Origin of the sequence: Stenotrophomonas sp. ZAC14D2_NAIMI4_6 (assembly GCF_003086875.1) — a bacterium.
GTDB lineage: Bacteria > Pseudomonadota > Gammaproteobacteria > Xanthomonadales > Xanthomonadaceae > Stenotrophomonas.
Map to the genome: position 1 here is coordinate 1,865,973 of NZ_CP025996.1, position 14,109 is coordinate 1,880,081.

Here is a 14,109-nt window from a genome sequence, read left to right on the forward strand (position 1 = left end):
GGTTGGCACCTACCAAGGCAAAACGTGCCAACCAAGGTTGGCACCTACCAAGGCAGGGCGTGCCAACCAAGGTTGGCACCTACCCGAGTCACGGCCAACGCGCCTCAAGCGTCTTGAACGGTTTCGCCAGCAGCACGCCATCTTTGTCGAAGTTCGATACCGCTCGCCCATCCACGCGTACGTCCTTCGGCAGGGTGCGGCTGGGCCACCACACGCGTACGGGCGTGCCCTTGCGCAGTCCTTTGCCCAGCGACACCGTCAGGCGGCCATCGCGCTGCCGGGCCTGCATCTGCAGCGTGCCATAGGCGGTGGGCAGGCGGTCCACGGCCAGGCCTTCACCCGCCACCCAGGAAGGGGGCGCCCCCGGCAGCAGTGACAGCCCGTCGTCGTCTTCGCGCAACAGCATGCCGAACAGGGTACGGCCGTACTCGGCGCCGATCCAGGTGTGCGGCATGTCGCCCAGGTAGCGCGGGAAGCGCAGCCGCGAATGCACTACTTCCGCCAGCACCTGCCACTGCAGCGGCCGGCGATCGTGCAGCAGGCCCTGCAGCAGTTCGTCGGCTGCTTCGGGCTGGCCCAAGTGTACGTAACTCAGCACGTTGCGGATTTCATACGGCGTATAGGCATACAGCGCACCGGGCTGGTTGCGCTTGCGCACATCGTCCAGGTAGCGGGCGAAGGTGGTGCGCAGGGCCTCGGCGGGCAGCACGCTCTGCGCGCCGGTGGGGTCCAGTGCGATGGACACACCGGTCGGGTCGCCGTCGCCCAGGTCTGCCGAGGACGGAATGAAGTCGATGCCCTTCCATGCCATGGTCGCGCGGATCGAGGCATGCAGGGCGTCATACAGCGCCGTGTACTGTTCGCGCGCCCACGTTGCGGTTTCATGGTCGCCCAGCGATTCGGCCAGCCACGCACCATCATGCCAGCCCTTGAGACCCCAGTAGTCGTCCCAGTAGCTGTGGGTCGGTGAGGGGTAGCCTTCGTGGCTGATCGACGGAGCAAGAATGCCGGCAAAGCGCTCCGGCGACGGCTGGTCGGCCATGTAGCCCGGCACCAGGGTGCGCTCGCGCAGTTCCTGCAGGAAGTGCAGCGCGGCCTTCACCTTGGGCAGATAGGCGCGCACGCTTTCCGGCCCGCCATCCAGCCGTGCGACGTCGGCCACCAGGGTGATGTACTGGCCCTGGCTGTCGTACTCGATGTCCGAGCCGAAGCCGGTGTTCACGCTGCCATCGTCATTGAGGATGGGGGACACCAGGCCGTTGTCATGCACGCCGTGTTCGCTGTACCAGGCCAGGTAGTCGCGCGCGACCTTGGCTTCGCCCATGCGCAGCAGCACGGCCGAGGTCGCCATGCCATCGCGGATGAAGGAACGGTTGTAGTTGCGTGGGCCGGGCTGCATGGCCGGACCGGTCTGGTTGATCAGCATGTAAGCGGCCTGCGCGCGCAGCATGTCCACCAGCGAAGGATCGGGCAGGCGCAGGCCCACCTGGCCCAGCCGTGCCTGCCAATCGTTGGAGGCGCGGCTGGCGAGTGTCTCGAAGGCCGTGTCGGCGTCGGGTGGCAGCGATGCCAGGTCCAGGGGCGGTGCCTGGGGCAGCACGCCATTGGCATCAGCGTTGGCGGTGCCCAGCGGGAAGGCCACCACGACGGCTTCGCTGGTACCGGGGGCCAGGCGGATGTGATAGCTCAGCGCCGCCGCGGCCAGGCCGGCGGCATCGCTGGCCTGTTTCGCTGCAGGCAGTTGTCCGCTGGCGATAGCCGCGGTGATTTCGGTGTCGCCCTCGTTGCCGAACGGCGCGCTGCCTGCGGCATCTACGCTGGTGAGTGACTGCAGCAGGATGCGGCCGTTCACGCGCACGGCGTTGCCTGCAACGGCCACCTCGCGGATCGGCGACAGGCCGCCGTTCTGCCACGGCGGGTTCATCTGCATCGGTCGCACGGCCAAGCTCAGCGTGCCTTCGATCGCTGTAGTGCCGGTGTTGTGCAGACGATGCCGCACGAAGGTGACCGGCTGACCGTCGCGCTCGATGGCGAAGGCCTCGCTGCGCAGTTCCAGCCCCGGCTGCGGCGACCAGGTGGCCGATGGCATCGGCTTCCAGCCATCGCGAAGCGCGTGCTGCACCGGGTGTCCGGCGGCGGCGGCGGCGCGGCCATCGGCGCTGCGCCAGATCGGTTGAACCAGCGGCGCGCCCTTGAAGGCCTCGATGTTGCCATATTCGTCGAAGATGGATTTCTGCCGGCCCGCGTGCACGCCCACGGCCGTCCAGTACGTCTGCTGCATGTGCAGCGAGGCAGGGAACAACGCGCGCTGCGCGCCGCTGGCGGCGATCTGGTAACGCTTCATCGGCGTCATCACGGCCTTCGGGCCGAGCAGGCGGATGCGTTTGATCTGCGGTGCATCGCCTTCTACGGTCAGCCGCAGCGCCTGCAGGTCGATCGGTGCATCGGCTGCCAGCCAACTCTGCTGCCGCGTGGCGGCCTGGGCATCGCGCGCCAGCTCGTGCCAACGACCTTGCGAGTCCTGTGCCTGCAGGCGTGCGGCGCCGTGTACGCTGGCCCAGTCCACCGCCAGCCCGGTGCTGGGCTGCGCGCGGGGCAGGATGATGTCGAGCGTGTGGGCGCCGTCCTTGCCGGCGGGTAGGGCAATCGTGCCGCCGCCCTGCCATAGCGCAGCGGATTGGATGGCATCCAGCCCGGTTACCCGCGCACTGAGCGCGGTGTCGAGCGGTTCCATTTCGAAGATCGACACGCCCCAGTCGGACGTGCGCTGTGGGCTGGCCAGGCGCAGGTAGCGGGCCTGGCGGGGCGCGAAGTACAGGGTCTCGATGCCGCCCAGCGAATCGGCCATGACGTAGGCCGTCTGCCAGTGGGTGCCATCGAGCGAGGTCTGCAGCGAATAGGCTTCGGGGTTGGAGACATCCCAGGTGAGGCGCGCGCCTGCCAGCATTGCCGGTTTGCCCAGATCGATCTGGAACCAATGGCCGGGGCTGAACGCGCCACCGGTCACCGTCTTCGGATCGTTGTCGATCAGGTGGCCGATCGCCATCGCTGGCACCTGCTGCGATGAGGCGCTGGCCTGCCATTGCGCGCGCGGTGGCAGGTTCTGTGCGCTGACCGCCGCCGCCAGTGCCAGGGTGGGCAGCAGCAGTGCCTGGGCGAGGCGCCGGTGCGGCGGGGGAGTGGTGCAGCGGTCGGCGCAGAGCGTCATTGCGAAGGCCTCACATGAGCACGGCCCGGGAACGGGCAGGGCTACGCTAGCAAGGGATGTAAGCGGTTACATGACGCATCGCAGTATGTGGGTGGGTATGGCTGGGGGAATGCGTGCCAACCAAGGTTGGCACCTACCGCTGTGTCGTGGGTGCCTCTGGATCGGTACTGGAGAACGCGTACGGTTGATCGCGGTGTTCGCACACAGAATGGGTTGTCACTTGACAACCAATCCAGCTGGCTCCAGACTCCGAGGGAAAGGAATGCCCCGTTCGCGCCATCCAGACAAAGACATTGAGACCGCGCTGCGTTTTGCGGAAGAGCGTGGTTGGTGGTTACGTATCGGTGGCAGCCATGCGTGGGGGAGGATTTACTGCCCCTACAACGACAAGGAGTGCCGCTGCGGCGAATTCTGTGTCGTCAGCATCTGGAGCACGCCGCGCAATCCCGCGAACCACGCCAGGGCGCTGCGCCGTGTTGTGGAGAACTGCATCCGTGAGCAATGACGCACCTGCCTGCCCCGAAGGGTTGTATCCATGACCGAGTTCACCTTCATTCTGAAATTCCGTCTGCCTGATGCTGGTGCAGATGCCGGCGAGTTGGAGCGGCAACTGGCTGAAGCGGGTTGCGACGATGCATTGCTGGGCATCGGCCGACCAGGTCGGTTGGCGCTTGAGTTCTGCCGACAGGCCGCCAGCGCTCAGGACGCCGTCTCATCGGCACTTGCCGATGTACGGGCCGCGGTGCCGGGTGCTGAGCTGATTGAAGTCAGCCCCGATCTGGTGGGGCTGACCGATGTGGCAGATCTGCTGGGCATGTCGCGGCAGAACATGCGCAAATTGCTGCTGTCACACCCGCACACCTTCCCTGCACCCGTGCATGAAGGCAGCGCATCCATCTGGCACTTGGCTGACATTCTTGCGTGGCTGCAGGCGCGCGGTAGCCAGAAGGTCAGCAGAGAACTGCTGGAACTGGCTGCCGCGGCCGCCCAGGTAAACGTGGACAAGGAGCAGCAACGGCGGCGGTAGAAGGCGTGCCAACCAAGGTTGGCACCTACCGGCCGGGGTTATCGGGGGGATTCCCACCAGCGGGTGCCGGGCGTGGGGGCCTGCATGTCCAGGGCTTCGCCCATGATCGGGGTGGCGACGGGGACGTTGTGGGCAGCGGCCAGGGCGGTGATGCGTTCGAACGGTTGCTGCCAGTCGTGCAGGGCCAGGTCGAAGGTGCCGTTGTGGATCGGCAGCAGCCACTTGCCGCGCAGATCCAGGTGCGCCTGCAGGGTCTGTTCGGGCTGCATGTGTACGAAGGCCCAGCGTTCGTCGTAGGCGCCGGTTTCGATCATGGTCAGATCGAACGGGCCGTACTTTTCACCAATGGCCTTGAAGCCATCGAAGTAGCCGGTGTCGCCGCTGAAGAAAATGCGGAAGTCGTCATCCTGGATGACCCACGACGCCCACAGGCTGCGGTCGCTGTCGCCCAGGCCACGACCGGAAAAATGCTGGCCCGGGGTGGCGGTCAGGCGCAGGCCGCCAGCGGTGGTGCTCTGCCACCAGTCCAGCTGTTCCACCTTGGCTGCATCGATGCCCCAGGCGATCAACTGGTCGCCCACGCCCAGCGGCGCGATGAAGCGCGTGGTCTTGCCCGCAAGCGCGAGCACGGCGGCATGGTCCAGGTGGTCGTAGTGGTTGTGCGACAGGATGACGCCGGCGATGGGCGGCAGTTCGTCGATGCTGATGGGCGGTGCGTGGAAGCGTGCCGGGCCCATCCACTGCACCGGCGAGGCGCGTTCGGAGAACACCGGGTCGGTCAGCCAGTACTGGCCGCGCAGCTTCAGCAGGAGGGTGGAATGGCCCAGGCGGAACAGGCTGCGATCGGGCGCGGTGTCGAGCGTGGCGCGGTCCAGTGGTTGCACCGGAATAGGCTGCGTGGGCACGGTGCCCTTGGGCTTGTTGAACAGGAAGGTCCACCAGATCTCCAGACCATCACGCAGGCCCATGGCCGGCTTGGGCAGGACGTTGCGGAACTTGCCGTCGCGGTACTGCGGCGAGTCGGGGAAGTCGGGCAGGGACCAGGATTTGCAGAACGTATAAGCGGTCACGGCAAGGGTTCCAAGCAGGAGGACAAGGAGCAGGCGCTTCATCGGGGACGTCCGCTGGGTACACTGCACAGTGTAGTTTCCGATTTCAGGAAAGTACACTGGCCGGTGTAAAATGTCGGCGTCCGTTCAGATTCCTGGTAACGCCATGTCCCGTGCCCCGCAACGCCTGACCGATCGCAAACGCGAAGCCATCGTGGGCGCGGCGGTGGAAGAGTTCCGCGCGGCGGGCTACGAGGCGACCAGCATGGACCGCATCGCGGCGGCCGCCGGGGTGTCCAAGCGCACGGTCTACAACCATTTCCCCAGCAAGGAAGAACTGTTCGCGCTGATCCTGGAAGAGCTGTGGGAAAGCAGCGTGGCGAGCGTGGACGTGCCCTACCGCGCCGACCAGCCGCTGCAGGCGCAGTTGCTGCAGTTGCTGGCGAAGAAACTGGAGCTGCTGGGCGACCCCAACTTCATTGACCTGGCACGGGTGGCGATGGCCGAGATCATCCATTCGCCCGAACGCGCGCAGGCCATCGTCTGCCGCATGGGCGAAAAAGAGGGCGGGGTGAGTGCATGGGTGCGCGCTGCGGTGGCCGATGGTCGCTTGCGCGAGGTCGATCCGGAATTCGCCGACCAGCAGTTGCAGGGCCTGGTGAAAGGCTTTGCGTTCTGGCCGCAGGTGACGCTGGGGCAGCCGCCGTTGGCCGCAGCCGAGCGTACGCGGGTGGCCGAATCGGCCGTGGCGATGTTCCTGGGGCACTACGCGAAGTGACGTGACGCTGCGCTGTTTTGTCGCAGCTGGCCAAAGATGTGACCGGTTTGCCTGCGCGCTGTAAAGCGTGTCTGCGATAGTGGGCGTGCCCTCCACGCAGTCGGGTGTTCATGTCACTTGCAACGGTGCCGCAGATCGGGGAAGTCCTGCAGCAGTCCTATGGCATCACGCCCACGGCGGTGGTGTCGCGCGCGGTGGGCGCCGATGCCCATGCGGCGGTGTACCGCATTGATGCGCGCAATGCGCAGTGGTGGCTGAAGTGCCGCCGTTACCAGGTGAACCCGGCAGTGTGGGACAGCCTGCACTGGTTGCGCGGCACGCTGGGCATCGAGGAAATCGTGGCGCCGTGGCCCACGCTGGCCGGTGCCGCGTCGGCACAGCGCTGGGGCCTGCAGTTCACGCTGTTTCCCTACATTGAAGGGCAATCGGGTTTCGAGGCACCGCTGAGTTCGGCGCAGTGGCAGCAGCTGGGCCGCGTGCTGCGTTGCCTGCACCAAGCGCGACTGCCGGAGGCGATGGCGAGCGCGCTGCCGCAGGTTGCGCTGGATACCGACGCGCTGCTGACGGTGGGGCAGTGGCTGCAGCAGCCCGGTGCGCTGCCAACCGCCACGGACCGTTGGGGGGAGGCGTTCCTGGCGCTGTGGCAGCAACAGCGTGCGCGCATTGCGCAGCTGCATGCACGCGCCGAGGAACTTCAGCAGGGCCTGCAGGACCAGCGTGCAGAACTGCGGGTGTGCCATACCGATCTGCATGCCGGCAATCTGTTGATGGATACGGCTGGCCGACTGCATCTGATCGACTGGGATGGCCTGGCGCTGTCCCCGCGCGAGCGCGACCTGATGTTCGTGGGCGGCGCGGTGGGCGGCCGGTGGGGGCGTGAGCGCCCGCAGGGTTTCGTGGAAGGCTATGGGGAAGATCTGGGCGATGCGCGATGGATTGCCTGGTACCGGCATGTGCGCGTGCTGCAGGACCTGATCGAGTTCCAGCAGATGCTGCTGGGGGCGCAGGCGCAGGGACGTGCGGTGCAGCAGCGGCGGCAGGCGCTGCATTTCCTGGGCGAGCAGTTCGCGCCGGGGAATGTGGTGGATGCGGCCGAGCGCGCGTACCGGGTGGCGTGCTGCGTTCTGTAGAGTCGAGCCATGCTCGACTGCCGTGTGTTGTAGAGTCGAGCCATGCTCGACTGCGTTCGGCAATTCAGTCGAGCATGGCTCGACTCTACAAAGAGCAGTCGAGCAAGCTCGACTCTACGGGGCAGGCGCGCGGGCGCGGCGGGCCAGTACGGCTTCGCGGTGGGCGATGTAGGCGTTGGCGGCCAGGATGATGCCGGCGCCGATCAGGGTCCAGCGGTCGATGGTTTCGCCAAACAGCAGCCAGCCGCACAGGGTCACCAGCGGCAGTTGCAGGAAACTGATCGGAGTGAGTGCCGAGACTTCACCCAGGCGTAGCGCGCGGGTCCACAGCAGCTGGCCCACGGTGCCCATCACGCCGGTGGCCACCAGCCACACCCAAGCCATGCCGGTGGGCCATACCCAGACGAACAACGCCGGGACCAACGACAGCGGCACCCAGAACACGTAGGTGTAGAGCACCACCGTATCGGCGCTGTCCACGCGGGTGAGTTGCTTGATCTGGATCGCCACCAGCGAGCCGAGCAGGGCGGCGGCCACGGCCACCAGGCTGCCTGCGGAAAAGCCGGCGGTGCCGGGCCGCACGATCACCAGCACGCCGATGAAGCCGATCACCACCGCCGCCCAGCGGCGCACGCGCACGATCTCGCCCAGCCACAGCACCGCGGCAATGGTGACGAACAACGGCGTGGAATAGGACAGCGATACCGCCTGCGCCAGCGGCAGGTGGCCCAGCGCCCAGAAGGCGCACAGCATCGAGGCCAGGCCGATGGCACTGCGCAGGAAATAGCGCGGTAGCTGCTGGGTTTTCAGCGGCGCGCGGCCAGGGCGCAGCAGCATGGGCAGCAGCGCCAGCAGACCGAAGGCATTACGGAAGAAGGCCACTTCCTGGGTGGGCACGTAGCGGGTGGCGTAGCGGATCGCCACGGCCATCAGCCCGAACGCCAGGGTGCTGCCCAGCATCAGCAGTGCCGCCCGCAACGGGGCGGCGGCCGGGCCCTGCACGGCGGTGTTCACCACTGGGCGCCGAGCAGGCGCGGTTCCGGTTCAATGGGCACGCCGAATTTTTCCAGCACCGAGGCGGAAATGCGCCGGGCCAAGGCCAGCAGTTCAGCACCGCTGGCATTGCCGTGGTTCACCAGCACCAGTGCATGGCTGGCGGCCACGCCGGCATCGCCTTCGCGGAAGCCCTTCCAGCCGCAGGCGTCGATCATCCACGCCGCCGACACCTTGCGCTGGTCCTCGCGCTCGGCCGGGAACACCGGAAGCTCGGGGAAGTGCTGCAGCAGCACCTCGGTCTGTTCCAGCGGCAGCACCGGGTTCTTGAAGAAGCTGCCGGCATTGCCCAGCACACCCGGGTCGGGCAGCTTGCGGCGGCGGATCGCGATGACCGCGTTGGCCACGTCCACCGCGCTGGGCAGTTCCACGCCCTGTGCCTGCAGTTCCTCGCGGATGCCGGCGTAATCCATGCGCAGATCGTGCAGCAGCGGCAGCTTCAGTTCGATGGCGGTGATCAGGTAGCGATCGGCCTGCTGCTTGAACACGCTGTCGCGGTAGCCGAAGCCGCACTGTTCGTTGTCCAGCCGCACCCAGGCCTGGTCCTGGCAATCCCAGGCTTCAACGGCCTGGATGAATTCGCCCACCTGCGCGCCGTAGGCACCAATGTTCTGGATCGGCGCGGCACCGGCGGTGCCGGGAATCAGCGCCAGGTTTTCCAGCCCGGACAGGCCATTCTGCAGCGACCACATCACCAGCCCGTGCCAGGGCACACCGGCACCGGCGCGGATGACCGCATGGTCGGCGCGGTGTTCCAGGAAGCTGATATCGCGGTTGCCGAACACCAGCACGGTGCCGGGCAGATCGTCGGCGATCAGCACGTTGCTGCCACTGCCCAGCACCAGCAGCGGGCCGCCGGCAACGCTGGGCAGGGCCAGCACGTCGGGCAGCAGGGCCGGGTCGTGCAGTTCCAGCAGCTGCGCCGCCGTGGCCTGCACATGGAAGGTATTCAGCGTCTGCAGCGGCGCGTTCTCGGTCAGGGTCCAGCGCAAGGGTGCGGTGCTCACAGCGGTGCCACCGCGCCACGGCTGGGCGCCTCGCGGCGGCGACGGATCGCTTCCACGCAGTCGGCCACCAGCGCAGGGCCCTTGTAGATCAGGCCGCTGTAGCACTGCACCAGCGACGCACCGGCGGCCATCTTGGCCACCGCATCGGCGCCGGACAGGATGCCGCCCACGCCGACCAGCGGAATGGATTCGGGCAGGCGCGCGCGCAGGCGGCGCAGCACCAGGGTGGACTGGTCCAGCACCGGCGCACCGGACAGGCCGCCGGCCTCGTTGGCCAGCGGATCGCCGGCCACGCGGCTGCGGTCGATGGTGGTGTTGGTGGCGATCACCCCGTCCACCTGCAGTTCGCCCAGCACGCGTGCGGCGGCATCGATATCGCGCTCGCTCAGGTCCGGTGCCACCTTCACCAGCATCGGCACGCGGCGGCCATGCTGCGCCGCCAGCGCTTCCTGGCGGTCGCGCAGCTGTGCCACCAGCTGGCGCAGCGCGGTTTCTTCCTGCAGCTCGCGCAGCCCGGCGGTGTTGGGCGAAGAAATGTTCACCGTGATGTAGTCGGCCAGCGGATACACCTTGTCCAGGCAGGTGATGTAATCGTCGGCCGCCTGTTCGTTGGGGGTGTCCTTGTTCTTGCCGATGTTGATCCCAAGCAGGCCGCGGCGGTCACGCGCGCGTTCCACGTTGCGCACCAGCGCATCCACGCCGGCATTGTTGAAGCCCATGCGGTTGATGATGGCGCTGTGGGCGGGCAGGCGGAACAGGCGCGGCTTCGGATTGCCTTCCTGCGGGCGCGGGGTAATGGTGCCGATTTCCACGAAACCGAAGCCGAGCGCGAACAGTGCATCGATGTGCTCGCCGTTCTTGTCCAGGCCGGCGGCCAGGCCGACCGGATTGGGGAAGGTCAGCCCGAACACCGTGCTGGGCATCGGCGCGATGCGTGCGGCCAACAGCGGCGTGGTGCCGGTGCGGTAGGCCAGGTCCAGAGCGGACAGGCCGAGGCCGTGGGCGCGCTCGGCGTCGAGCGAGAACAGGAAGGGGCGGGCAAGCGAATACATGCGGTGGTTTCAGTCCAGCGTGCCGAGGAAGGCTCGGGTTTGATATTCAAAGGCGACCTGGCCGTCCACGGCGTGGGCGGCGAACAGGTCCTGCAAGGCGGCCAGCATGGCATCGTGGCGCGGGTGCCCGGCCTGCGGCGCATACGAGGACGACAGCAGGCGGCCGCGCAGGGCGTCCAGGTCCAGATGCTGCACGTTGGGCAGCTGCACCCAGCCGCGCAGGCCGGGGCCGAACCAGGCCTGCATGGTGGCATCGTCCTGGTAGCGCTCGGCCACGGCGGTGTAGTCGGTGCCGAAGTCCAGCAGCAACTGCTCGTAGCCGACCAGGAACGGGCTGGCGTCGAGCAGGCGCGAGTTCCAGTACACCAGGGCCAGGCCGCCGGGGCGCAGGATGCGCTGCCACTCGGCGCGCACGGCTACGGTGTCGAACCAGTGGAATGCCTGGGCGGCAGACACCAGATCCACGCTGGCATCGGCCAGGCCGGTGGCTTCGGCACGGCCATCGACGGCGCGGAACTGCGGGTACTGCGGCGCCAGCCATTGTTCGGCGGCGGCGCGCATGGCGGCATTGGGTTCCACCGCCACCAGCGGGTGGCCGGCGGCCAGGAACTGGCGGCTGGAAATGCCGGTGCCGGCGCCGATGTCGGCCACCAGGGCCGCGGTGGGCACGCCCATCGGGCCATGCAGCCAGTCGATCAGGGCGGCGGGGTAGTCGGGCCGGTAGCGCACGTAGTCGGCTACCCGGCTGCTGAAGCGTTCGGTGCTGTCAGAAGCGCTCATGGCGGTCAGTTCGACATGGCGGCCAGCCAGGCCAGGCCGCCGAAGAAAGCGATGAAGGCCAGGATGCCCAGCAGCACCATGCCCACGTTCAACCAGCCCAGGATCAGCCCGGTCAGGGCCAGGCCATCGCCTTCCAGATCGGTGGGGCGGCGGCGGATTTCGGCGCGGGCCATGTGCCCGGTAATGATGGCCACGATGCTGGCCACGAACGGCAGTACGGTCCAGCCTGCAATGCCCAGCACCAGGCTGAGCACGGCCACGGTGCTGGTCTGTCGGGGTGCCACGCTCATCGGGGTCCTCCTTGGCAGTGTGCACATGATAGTGCCTGCGGGTGGCCAAGCCCAAGGGCGCCGGGGAACGCTCTGGTAGGCGTCGACCTTGGTCGATGCGAATCGCCAACCAAGGTTGGCAGCTACCGGGGGTGGGGATCGCTCTGGTAGGCGTCGACCTTGGTCGATGCGAATCGCCAACCAAGGTTGGCAGCTACCGGGGGCAGGACTGCCAACCAAGGTTGGCAGCTACCGGGGGCCAGGACTGCCAACCAAGGTTGGCAGCTACCAGAGCCAAGGTCAGCCCATCAGCACTTGGCCGCCATCGACGTTGAGCACGTGGCCGGTGATCCAGCGTGCCAGCGGCGAGCACAGGAACAGGGCGGCGTTGGCGATTTCCTGCGGCTGGCCGAAGCGGCCGAACGGGATCTTGGCCAGGGTGCCGTGGTACAGCGCGGGGTCTTCCACGCGGCGGCGATCCCACAGGCCGTCGGCGAATTCGATCGAGCCGGGGGCGATGGCATTCACACGGATGCGGTGCGGGGCCAGCGCCAGGGCCTGCGAGGTGGTGTAGTGCGAAAGCGCGGCCTTGGCCGCGGCATACGGCGCGCCACCCGGGCGCGGTTGCTGCGCGGCAATGGACGACAGGTTCAGGATGCAGGCATCTGCAGAGGCGCGCAGCCACGGCTGGGCCAGCCGCGAGGCACGCACCGCCGCCATCAGGTCGATCTGCAGGCTGGCTGCCCAGCCGTCTTCATCGTCGGCCATGCCGTAGCCGGTGGCGTTGTTCACCAGCACGTCGATACCGCCCAGTGCCTCGGCGGCGCCGTGCAGCCAGGCGTCGATCTGGTCGAGGACGGCCAGATCGACGGAGGCGGTGTGCAGCGGCGTGCCTTGGGCCTGGGCGTCGGCCTGCAGGGCATCCAGGCCGGCCTGGCCACGCGCGCAGACCGATACCTGGGCACCGGCGCCGGCAAAGGCCAGCGCCAGTTCACGGCCGATGCCCTTGCTGCCGCCGGCGATCAGTACCCGGCGGCCGCTGAGGTCGAGGGTCGGAGCCCCTGCGGGGATCCGACCCTGGGCCATGGCCGAATCGTTGGCCATCACAGATCGAACTTGATGCCCTGGGCCAGCGGCAGCGAATCGGAGTAGTTGATGGTGTTGGTCTGGCGGCGCATGTAGACCTTCCACGCATCCGAACCAGATTCGCGACCACCGCCGGTGTCCTTCTCCCCACCGAAGGCGCCGCCGATTTCCGCACCGGACGTGCCGATGTTGATGTTGGCGATGCCGCAGTCGCTGCCAGCGGCCGACAGGAACTTCTCGGCGGTCTTCAGGTTGGCGGTGAAGATGGACGAGGACAGGCCCTGCGGCACGCCGTTCTGCATGTCGATGGCTTCATCGATGTTGTCGTACGGCATGACATACAGGATGGGCGCGAAGGTTTCGTGCTGTACCACCGCGTCGCTGTTCTTCAGGCCCGACACGATGGCCGGCAGCACGAAGTTGCCGGCGCGGTCGATGCGGGTGCCACCGGTTTCGATGGTGCCGCCGGCGGCCTTGGCCTGGGCGATGGCATCCAGGAACTGCTGCACGGCGCCTTCGCTGTTCAGCGGGCCCATCAGGTTGGCGGCATCGGTCGGGTCGCCGATCTTGCCTTCCACCTGCTTGTAGGCCTTCACCAGCGTGGCCAGCACATCGGCGTAGATCGAGCGGTGCACGATCAGGCGGCGGGTGGTGGTGCAGCGCTGGCCGGCGGTACCGACCGCACCGAACACGATGCCCGGCACGGCCAGCTTCAGATCGGCGGTTTCGTCCAGGATGATGGCGTTGTTGCCGCCCAGTTCCAGCAGGCAGCGGCCGAGGCGGCGGGCCACCTTTTCATTCACGGTGCGGCCGACCTGGGTGGAGCCGGTGAAGCTGATCAGCGGCACGCGGCGGTCGTCCACCAGGGTCTCGGACAGGGCGGTGCCGGCGTCGTTGACCAGGAAGAAGATGTCCGGGAAACCGGCTTCGCGCAGCGCTTCGTTGCAGATGCGCATGGAGGCGATGGCGGTCAGCGGGGTCTTGTTGGACGGCTTCCAGATGCAGATATCACCGCAGATGGCGGCCAGGAAGGCGTTCCAGCTCCACACCGCCACCGGGAAGTTGAAGGCCGAGATGATGCCGACCAGGCCCAGCGGGTGGTACTGCTCGTACATGCGGTGGCCGGGGCGCTCGGAATGCATGGTGTAGCCGTACAGCATGCGGCTCTGGCCCACGGCGAAATCGGCGATGTCGATCATTTCCTGCACTTCGCCGTCGCCTTCGGGCTTGCTCTTGCCCATTTCCAGCGCAACCAGCGAACCCAGCGCGTCCTTGTGCTTGCGCAGCGCTTCGCCGCACAGGCGCACGGCCTCGCCACGGCGCGGGGCCGGGGTGGTGCGCCAAACCTTGAAGGCTTCCTGCGCACGGGCGATGACGATTTCGTACTCGGATTCGGTGGTGGCGCGTACCTGCGCGATGGCCTCGCCGGTGGTCGGGTTCACCGGGGTGATCAGCTCACCGCCATTGGCGTTGGACCATTCCCCGTTGCCCAGGTAGGTGCCGGCGTTGATCGCGTCCAGGCCAAGGGATTTGAGCAGCTCGGAAGACATGCAGACTCCTGTATTTCGTTACGTTGTTGGCGCCGCCGCGGGCAGGTGGGGGATGCAGCGGACTGAACCGCCGATGGTAGCAGAGCCGCCCGGATACCCATGGTGCGGCGCGCCAGCGGG

Annotated in this window: 13 protein-coding genes; 4 read left to right on the top strand and 9 right to left on the bottom strand. The window is 67.4% G+C overall.

Annotated elements, in window-relative coordinates:
* Positions 1 to 88: 88 nt before the first annotated feature.
* A complete protein-coding gene (locus C1933_RS08635; RefSeq protein ID WP_108752915.1) occupies positions 89 to 3,208 on the bottom strand; it encodes a discoidin domain-containing protein in 3,120 nt (1,039 codons plus the stop codon).
* A 262-nt stretch (positions 3,209 to 3,470) separates the two neighbouring features.
* Between C1933_RS08635 and C1933_RS08640 the strand changes: the two genes are divergently transcribed.
* Both C1933_RS08640 and C1933_RS08645 read left to right on the top strand, forming a co-directional pair.
* Positions 3,471 to 3,713 (top strand): hypothetical protein, encoded by a 243-nt coding sequence (locus tag C1933_RS08640; RefSeq protein ID WP_108752916.1) that lies wholly within the window; start codon positions 3,471 to 3,473, stop codon positions 3,711 to 3,713.
* A gap of 30 nt (positions 3,714 to 3,743) precedes the next feature.
* A complete protein-coding gene (locus C1933_RS08645; RefSeq protein WP_108752917.1) occupies positions 3,744 to 4,235 on the top strand; it encodes a DNA-binding protein in 492 nt (163 codons plus the stop codon).
* A gap of 38 nt (positions 4,236 to 4,273) precedes the next feature.
* Here the strand turns inward: C1933_RS08645 and C1933_RS08650 are convergent, their stop codons facing one another.
* The gene (locus C1933_RS08650; protein ID WP_108752918.1) at positions 4,274 to 5,347 is read right to left on the bottom strand and encodes an MBL fold metallo-hydrolase; all 1,074 of its coding nucleotides are present in this window, start codon (positions 5,345 to 5,347) and stop codon (positions 4,274 to 4,276) included.
* Positions 5,348 to 5,450: 103 nt separating this feature from the next.
* Here C1933_RS08650 and C1933_RS08655 point away from each other — a divergent pair, with 103 nt between their 5' ends.
* Together C1933_RS08655 and C1933_RS08660 are read left to right on the top strand one after the other, a co-directional pair.
* Positions 5,451 to 6,062, top strand: coding sequence for a TetR/AcrR family transcriptional regulator (locus tag C1933_RS08655; protein ID WP_108752919.1), 612 nt, complete (start codon positions 5,451 to 5,453; stop codon positions 6,060 to 6,062).
* A gap of 110 nt (positions 6,063 to 6,172) precedes the next feature.
* Positions 6,173 to 7,192 carry an aminoglycoside phosphotransferase family protein gene (locus C1933_RS08660; protein WP_108754786.1) on the top strand — a complete coding sequence of 340 codons (1,020 nt, stop codon included), beginning with the start codon at positions 6,173 to 6,175 and terminating at the stop codon, positions 7,190 to 7,192.
* Positions 7,193 to 7,306: 114 nt separating this feature from the next.
* Here C1933_RS08660 and C1933_RS08665 read toward each other — a convergent pair whose 3' ends face one another.
* The 7 genes from C1933_RS08665 to C1933_RS08695 form a co-directional block, all read right to left on the bottom strand.
* A complete protein-coding gene (locus C1933_RS08665; protein ID WP_108754787.1) occupies positions 7,307 to 8,170 on the bottom strand; it encodes a DMT family transporter in 864 nt (287 codons plus the stop codon).
* Positions 8,171 to 8,202: 32 nt separating this feature from the next.
* The gene (murB, locus tag C1933_RS08670) at positions 8,203 to 9,252 is read right to left on the bottom strand and encodes a UDP-N-acetylmuramate dehydrogenase (protein ID WP_108752920.1); all 1,050 of its coding nucleotides are present in this window, start codon (positions 9,250 to 9,252) and stop codon (positions 8,203 to 8,205) included.
* The gene (locus C1933_RS08675) at positions 9,249 to 10,304 is read right to left on the bottom strand and encodes a quinone-dependent dihydroorotate dehydrogenase (protein WP_108752921.1); all 1,056 of its coding nucleotides are present in this window, start codon (positions 10,302 to 10,304) and stop codon (positions 9,249 to 9,251) included. Before C1933_RS08675 ends, murB begins: the two co-directional genes overlap by 4 nt.
* A gap of 9 nt (positions 10,305 to 10,313) precedes the next feature.
* Positions 10,314 to 11,084, bottom strand: a complete 771-nt coding sequence (locus tag C1933_RS08680; protein ID WP_108752922.1) for a class I SAM-dependent methyltransferase — start codon at positions 11,082 to 11,084, stop codon at positions 10,314 to 10,316.
* Positions 11,085 to 11,089: 5 nt separating this feature from the next.
* Entirely contained in the window at positions 11,090 to 11,374 is a 285-nt protein-coding gene (locus C1933_RS08685) for a DUF4190 domain-containing protein (RefSeq protein ID WP_108752923.1), read from the bottom strand.
* A 279-nt stretch (positions 11,375 to 11,653) separates the two neighbouring features.
* Positions 11,654 to 12,439: an SDR family oxidoreductase gene (locus C1933_RS08690; RefSeq protein ID WP_234414686.1), complete on the bottom strand. Its 786-nt coding sequence runs from the start codon at positions 12,437 to 12,439 to the stop codon at positions 11,654 to 11,656.
* A 17-nt stretch (positions 12,440 to 12,456) separates the two neighbouring features.
* A complete protein-coding gene (locus C1933_RS08695; protein WP_108752925.1) occupies positions 12,457 to 13,989 on the bottom strand; it encodes an aldehyde dehydrogenase family protein in 1,533 nt (510 codons plus the stop codon).
* Between the last annotated feature and the right edge of the window lie 120 nt (positions 13,990 to 14,109).

What these genes read in the sequence shown, in the direction of transcription:
- C1933_RS08635 (WP_108752915.1), bottom strand. Translation starts at nt 3,208, where the DNA reads ATGACGCTCTGCGCCGACCGCTGCACCACTCCCCCGCCGCACCGGCGC.
- C1933_RS08640 (WP_108752916.1), top strand. Translation starts at nt 3,471, where the DNA reads ATGCCCCGTTCGCGCCATCCAGACAAAGACATTGAGACCGCGCTGCGT.
- C1933_RS08645 (WP_108752917.1), top strand. Translation starts at nt 3,744, where the DNA reads ATGACCGAGTTCACCTTCATTCTGAAATTCCGTCTGCCTGATGCTGGT.
- C1933_RS08650 (WP_108752918.1), bottom strand. Translation starts at nt 5,347, where the DNA reads ATGAAGCGCCTGCTCCTTGTCCTCCTGCTTGGAACCCTTGCCGTGACC.
- C1933_RS08655 (WP_108752919.1), top strand. Translation starts at nt 5,451, where the DNA reads ATGTCCCGTGCCCCGCAACGCCTGACCGATCGCAAACGCGAAGCCATC.
- C1933_RS08660 (WP_108754786.1), top strand. Translation starts at nt 6,173, where the DNA reads ATGTCACTTGCAACGGTGCCGCAGATCGGGGAAGTCCTGCAGCAGTCC.
- C1933_RS08675 (WP_108752921.1), bottom strand. Translation starts at nt 10,304, where the DNA reads ATGTATTCGCTTGCCCGCCCCTTCCTGTTCTCGCTCGACGCCGAGCGC.
- C1933_RS08680 (WP_108752922.1), bottom strand. Translation starts at nt 11,084, where the DNA reads ATGAGCGCTTCTGACAGCACCGAACGCTTCAGCAGCCGGGTAGCCGAC.
- C1933_RS08685 (WP_108752923.1), bottom strand. Translation starts at nt 11,374, where the DNA reads ATGAGCGTGGCACCCCGACAGACCAGCACCGTGGCCGTGCTCAGCCTG.
- C1933_RS08690 (WP_234414686.1), bottom strand. Translation starts at nt 12,439, where the DNA reads ATGGCCCAGGGTCGGATCCCCGCAGGGGCTCCGACCCTCGACCTCAGC.
- C1933_RS08695 (WP_108752925.1), bottom strand. Translation starts at nt 13,989, where the DNA reads ATGTCTTCCGAGCTGCTCAAATCCCTTGGCCTGGACGCGATCAACGCC.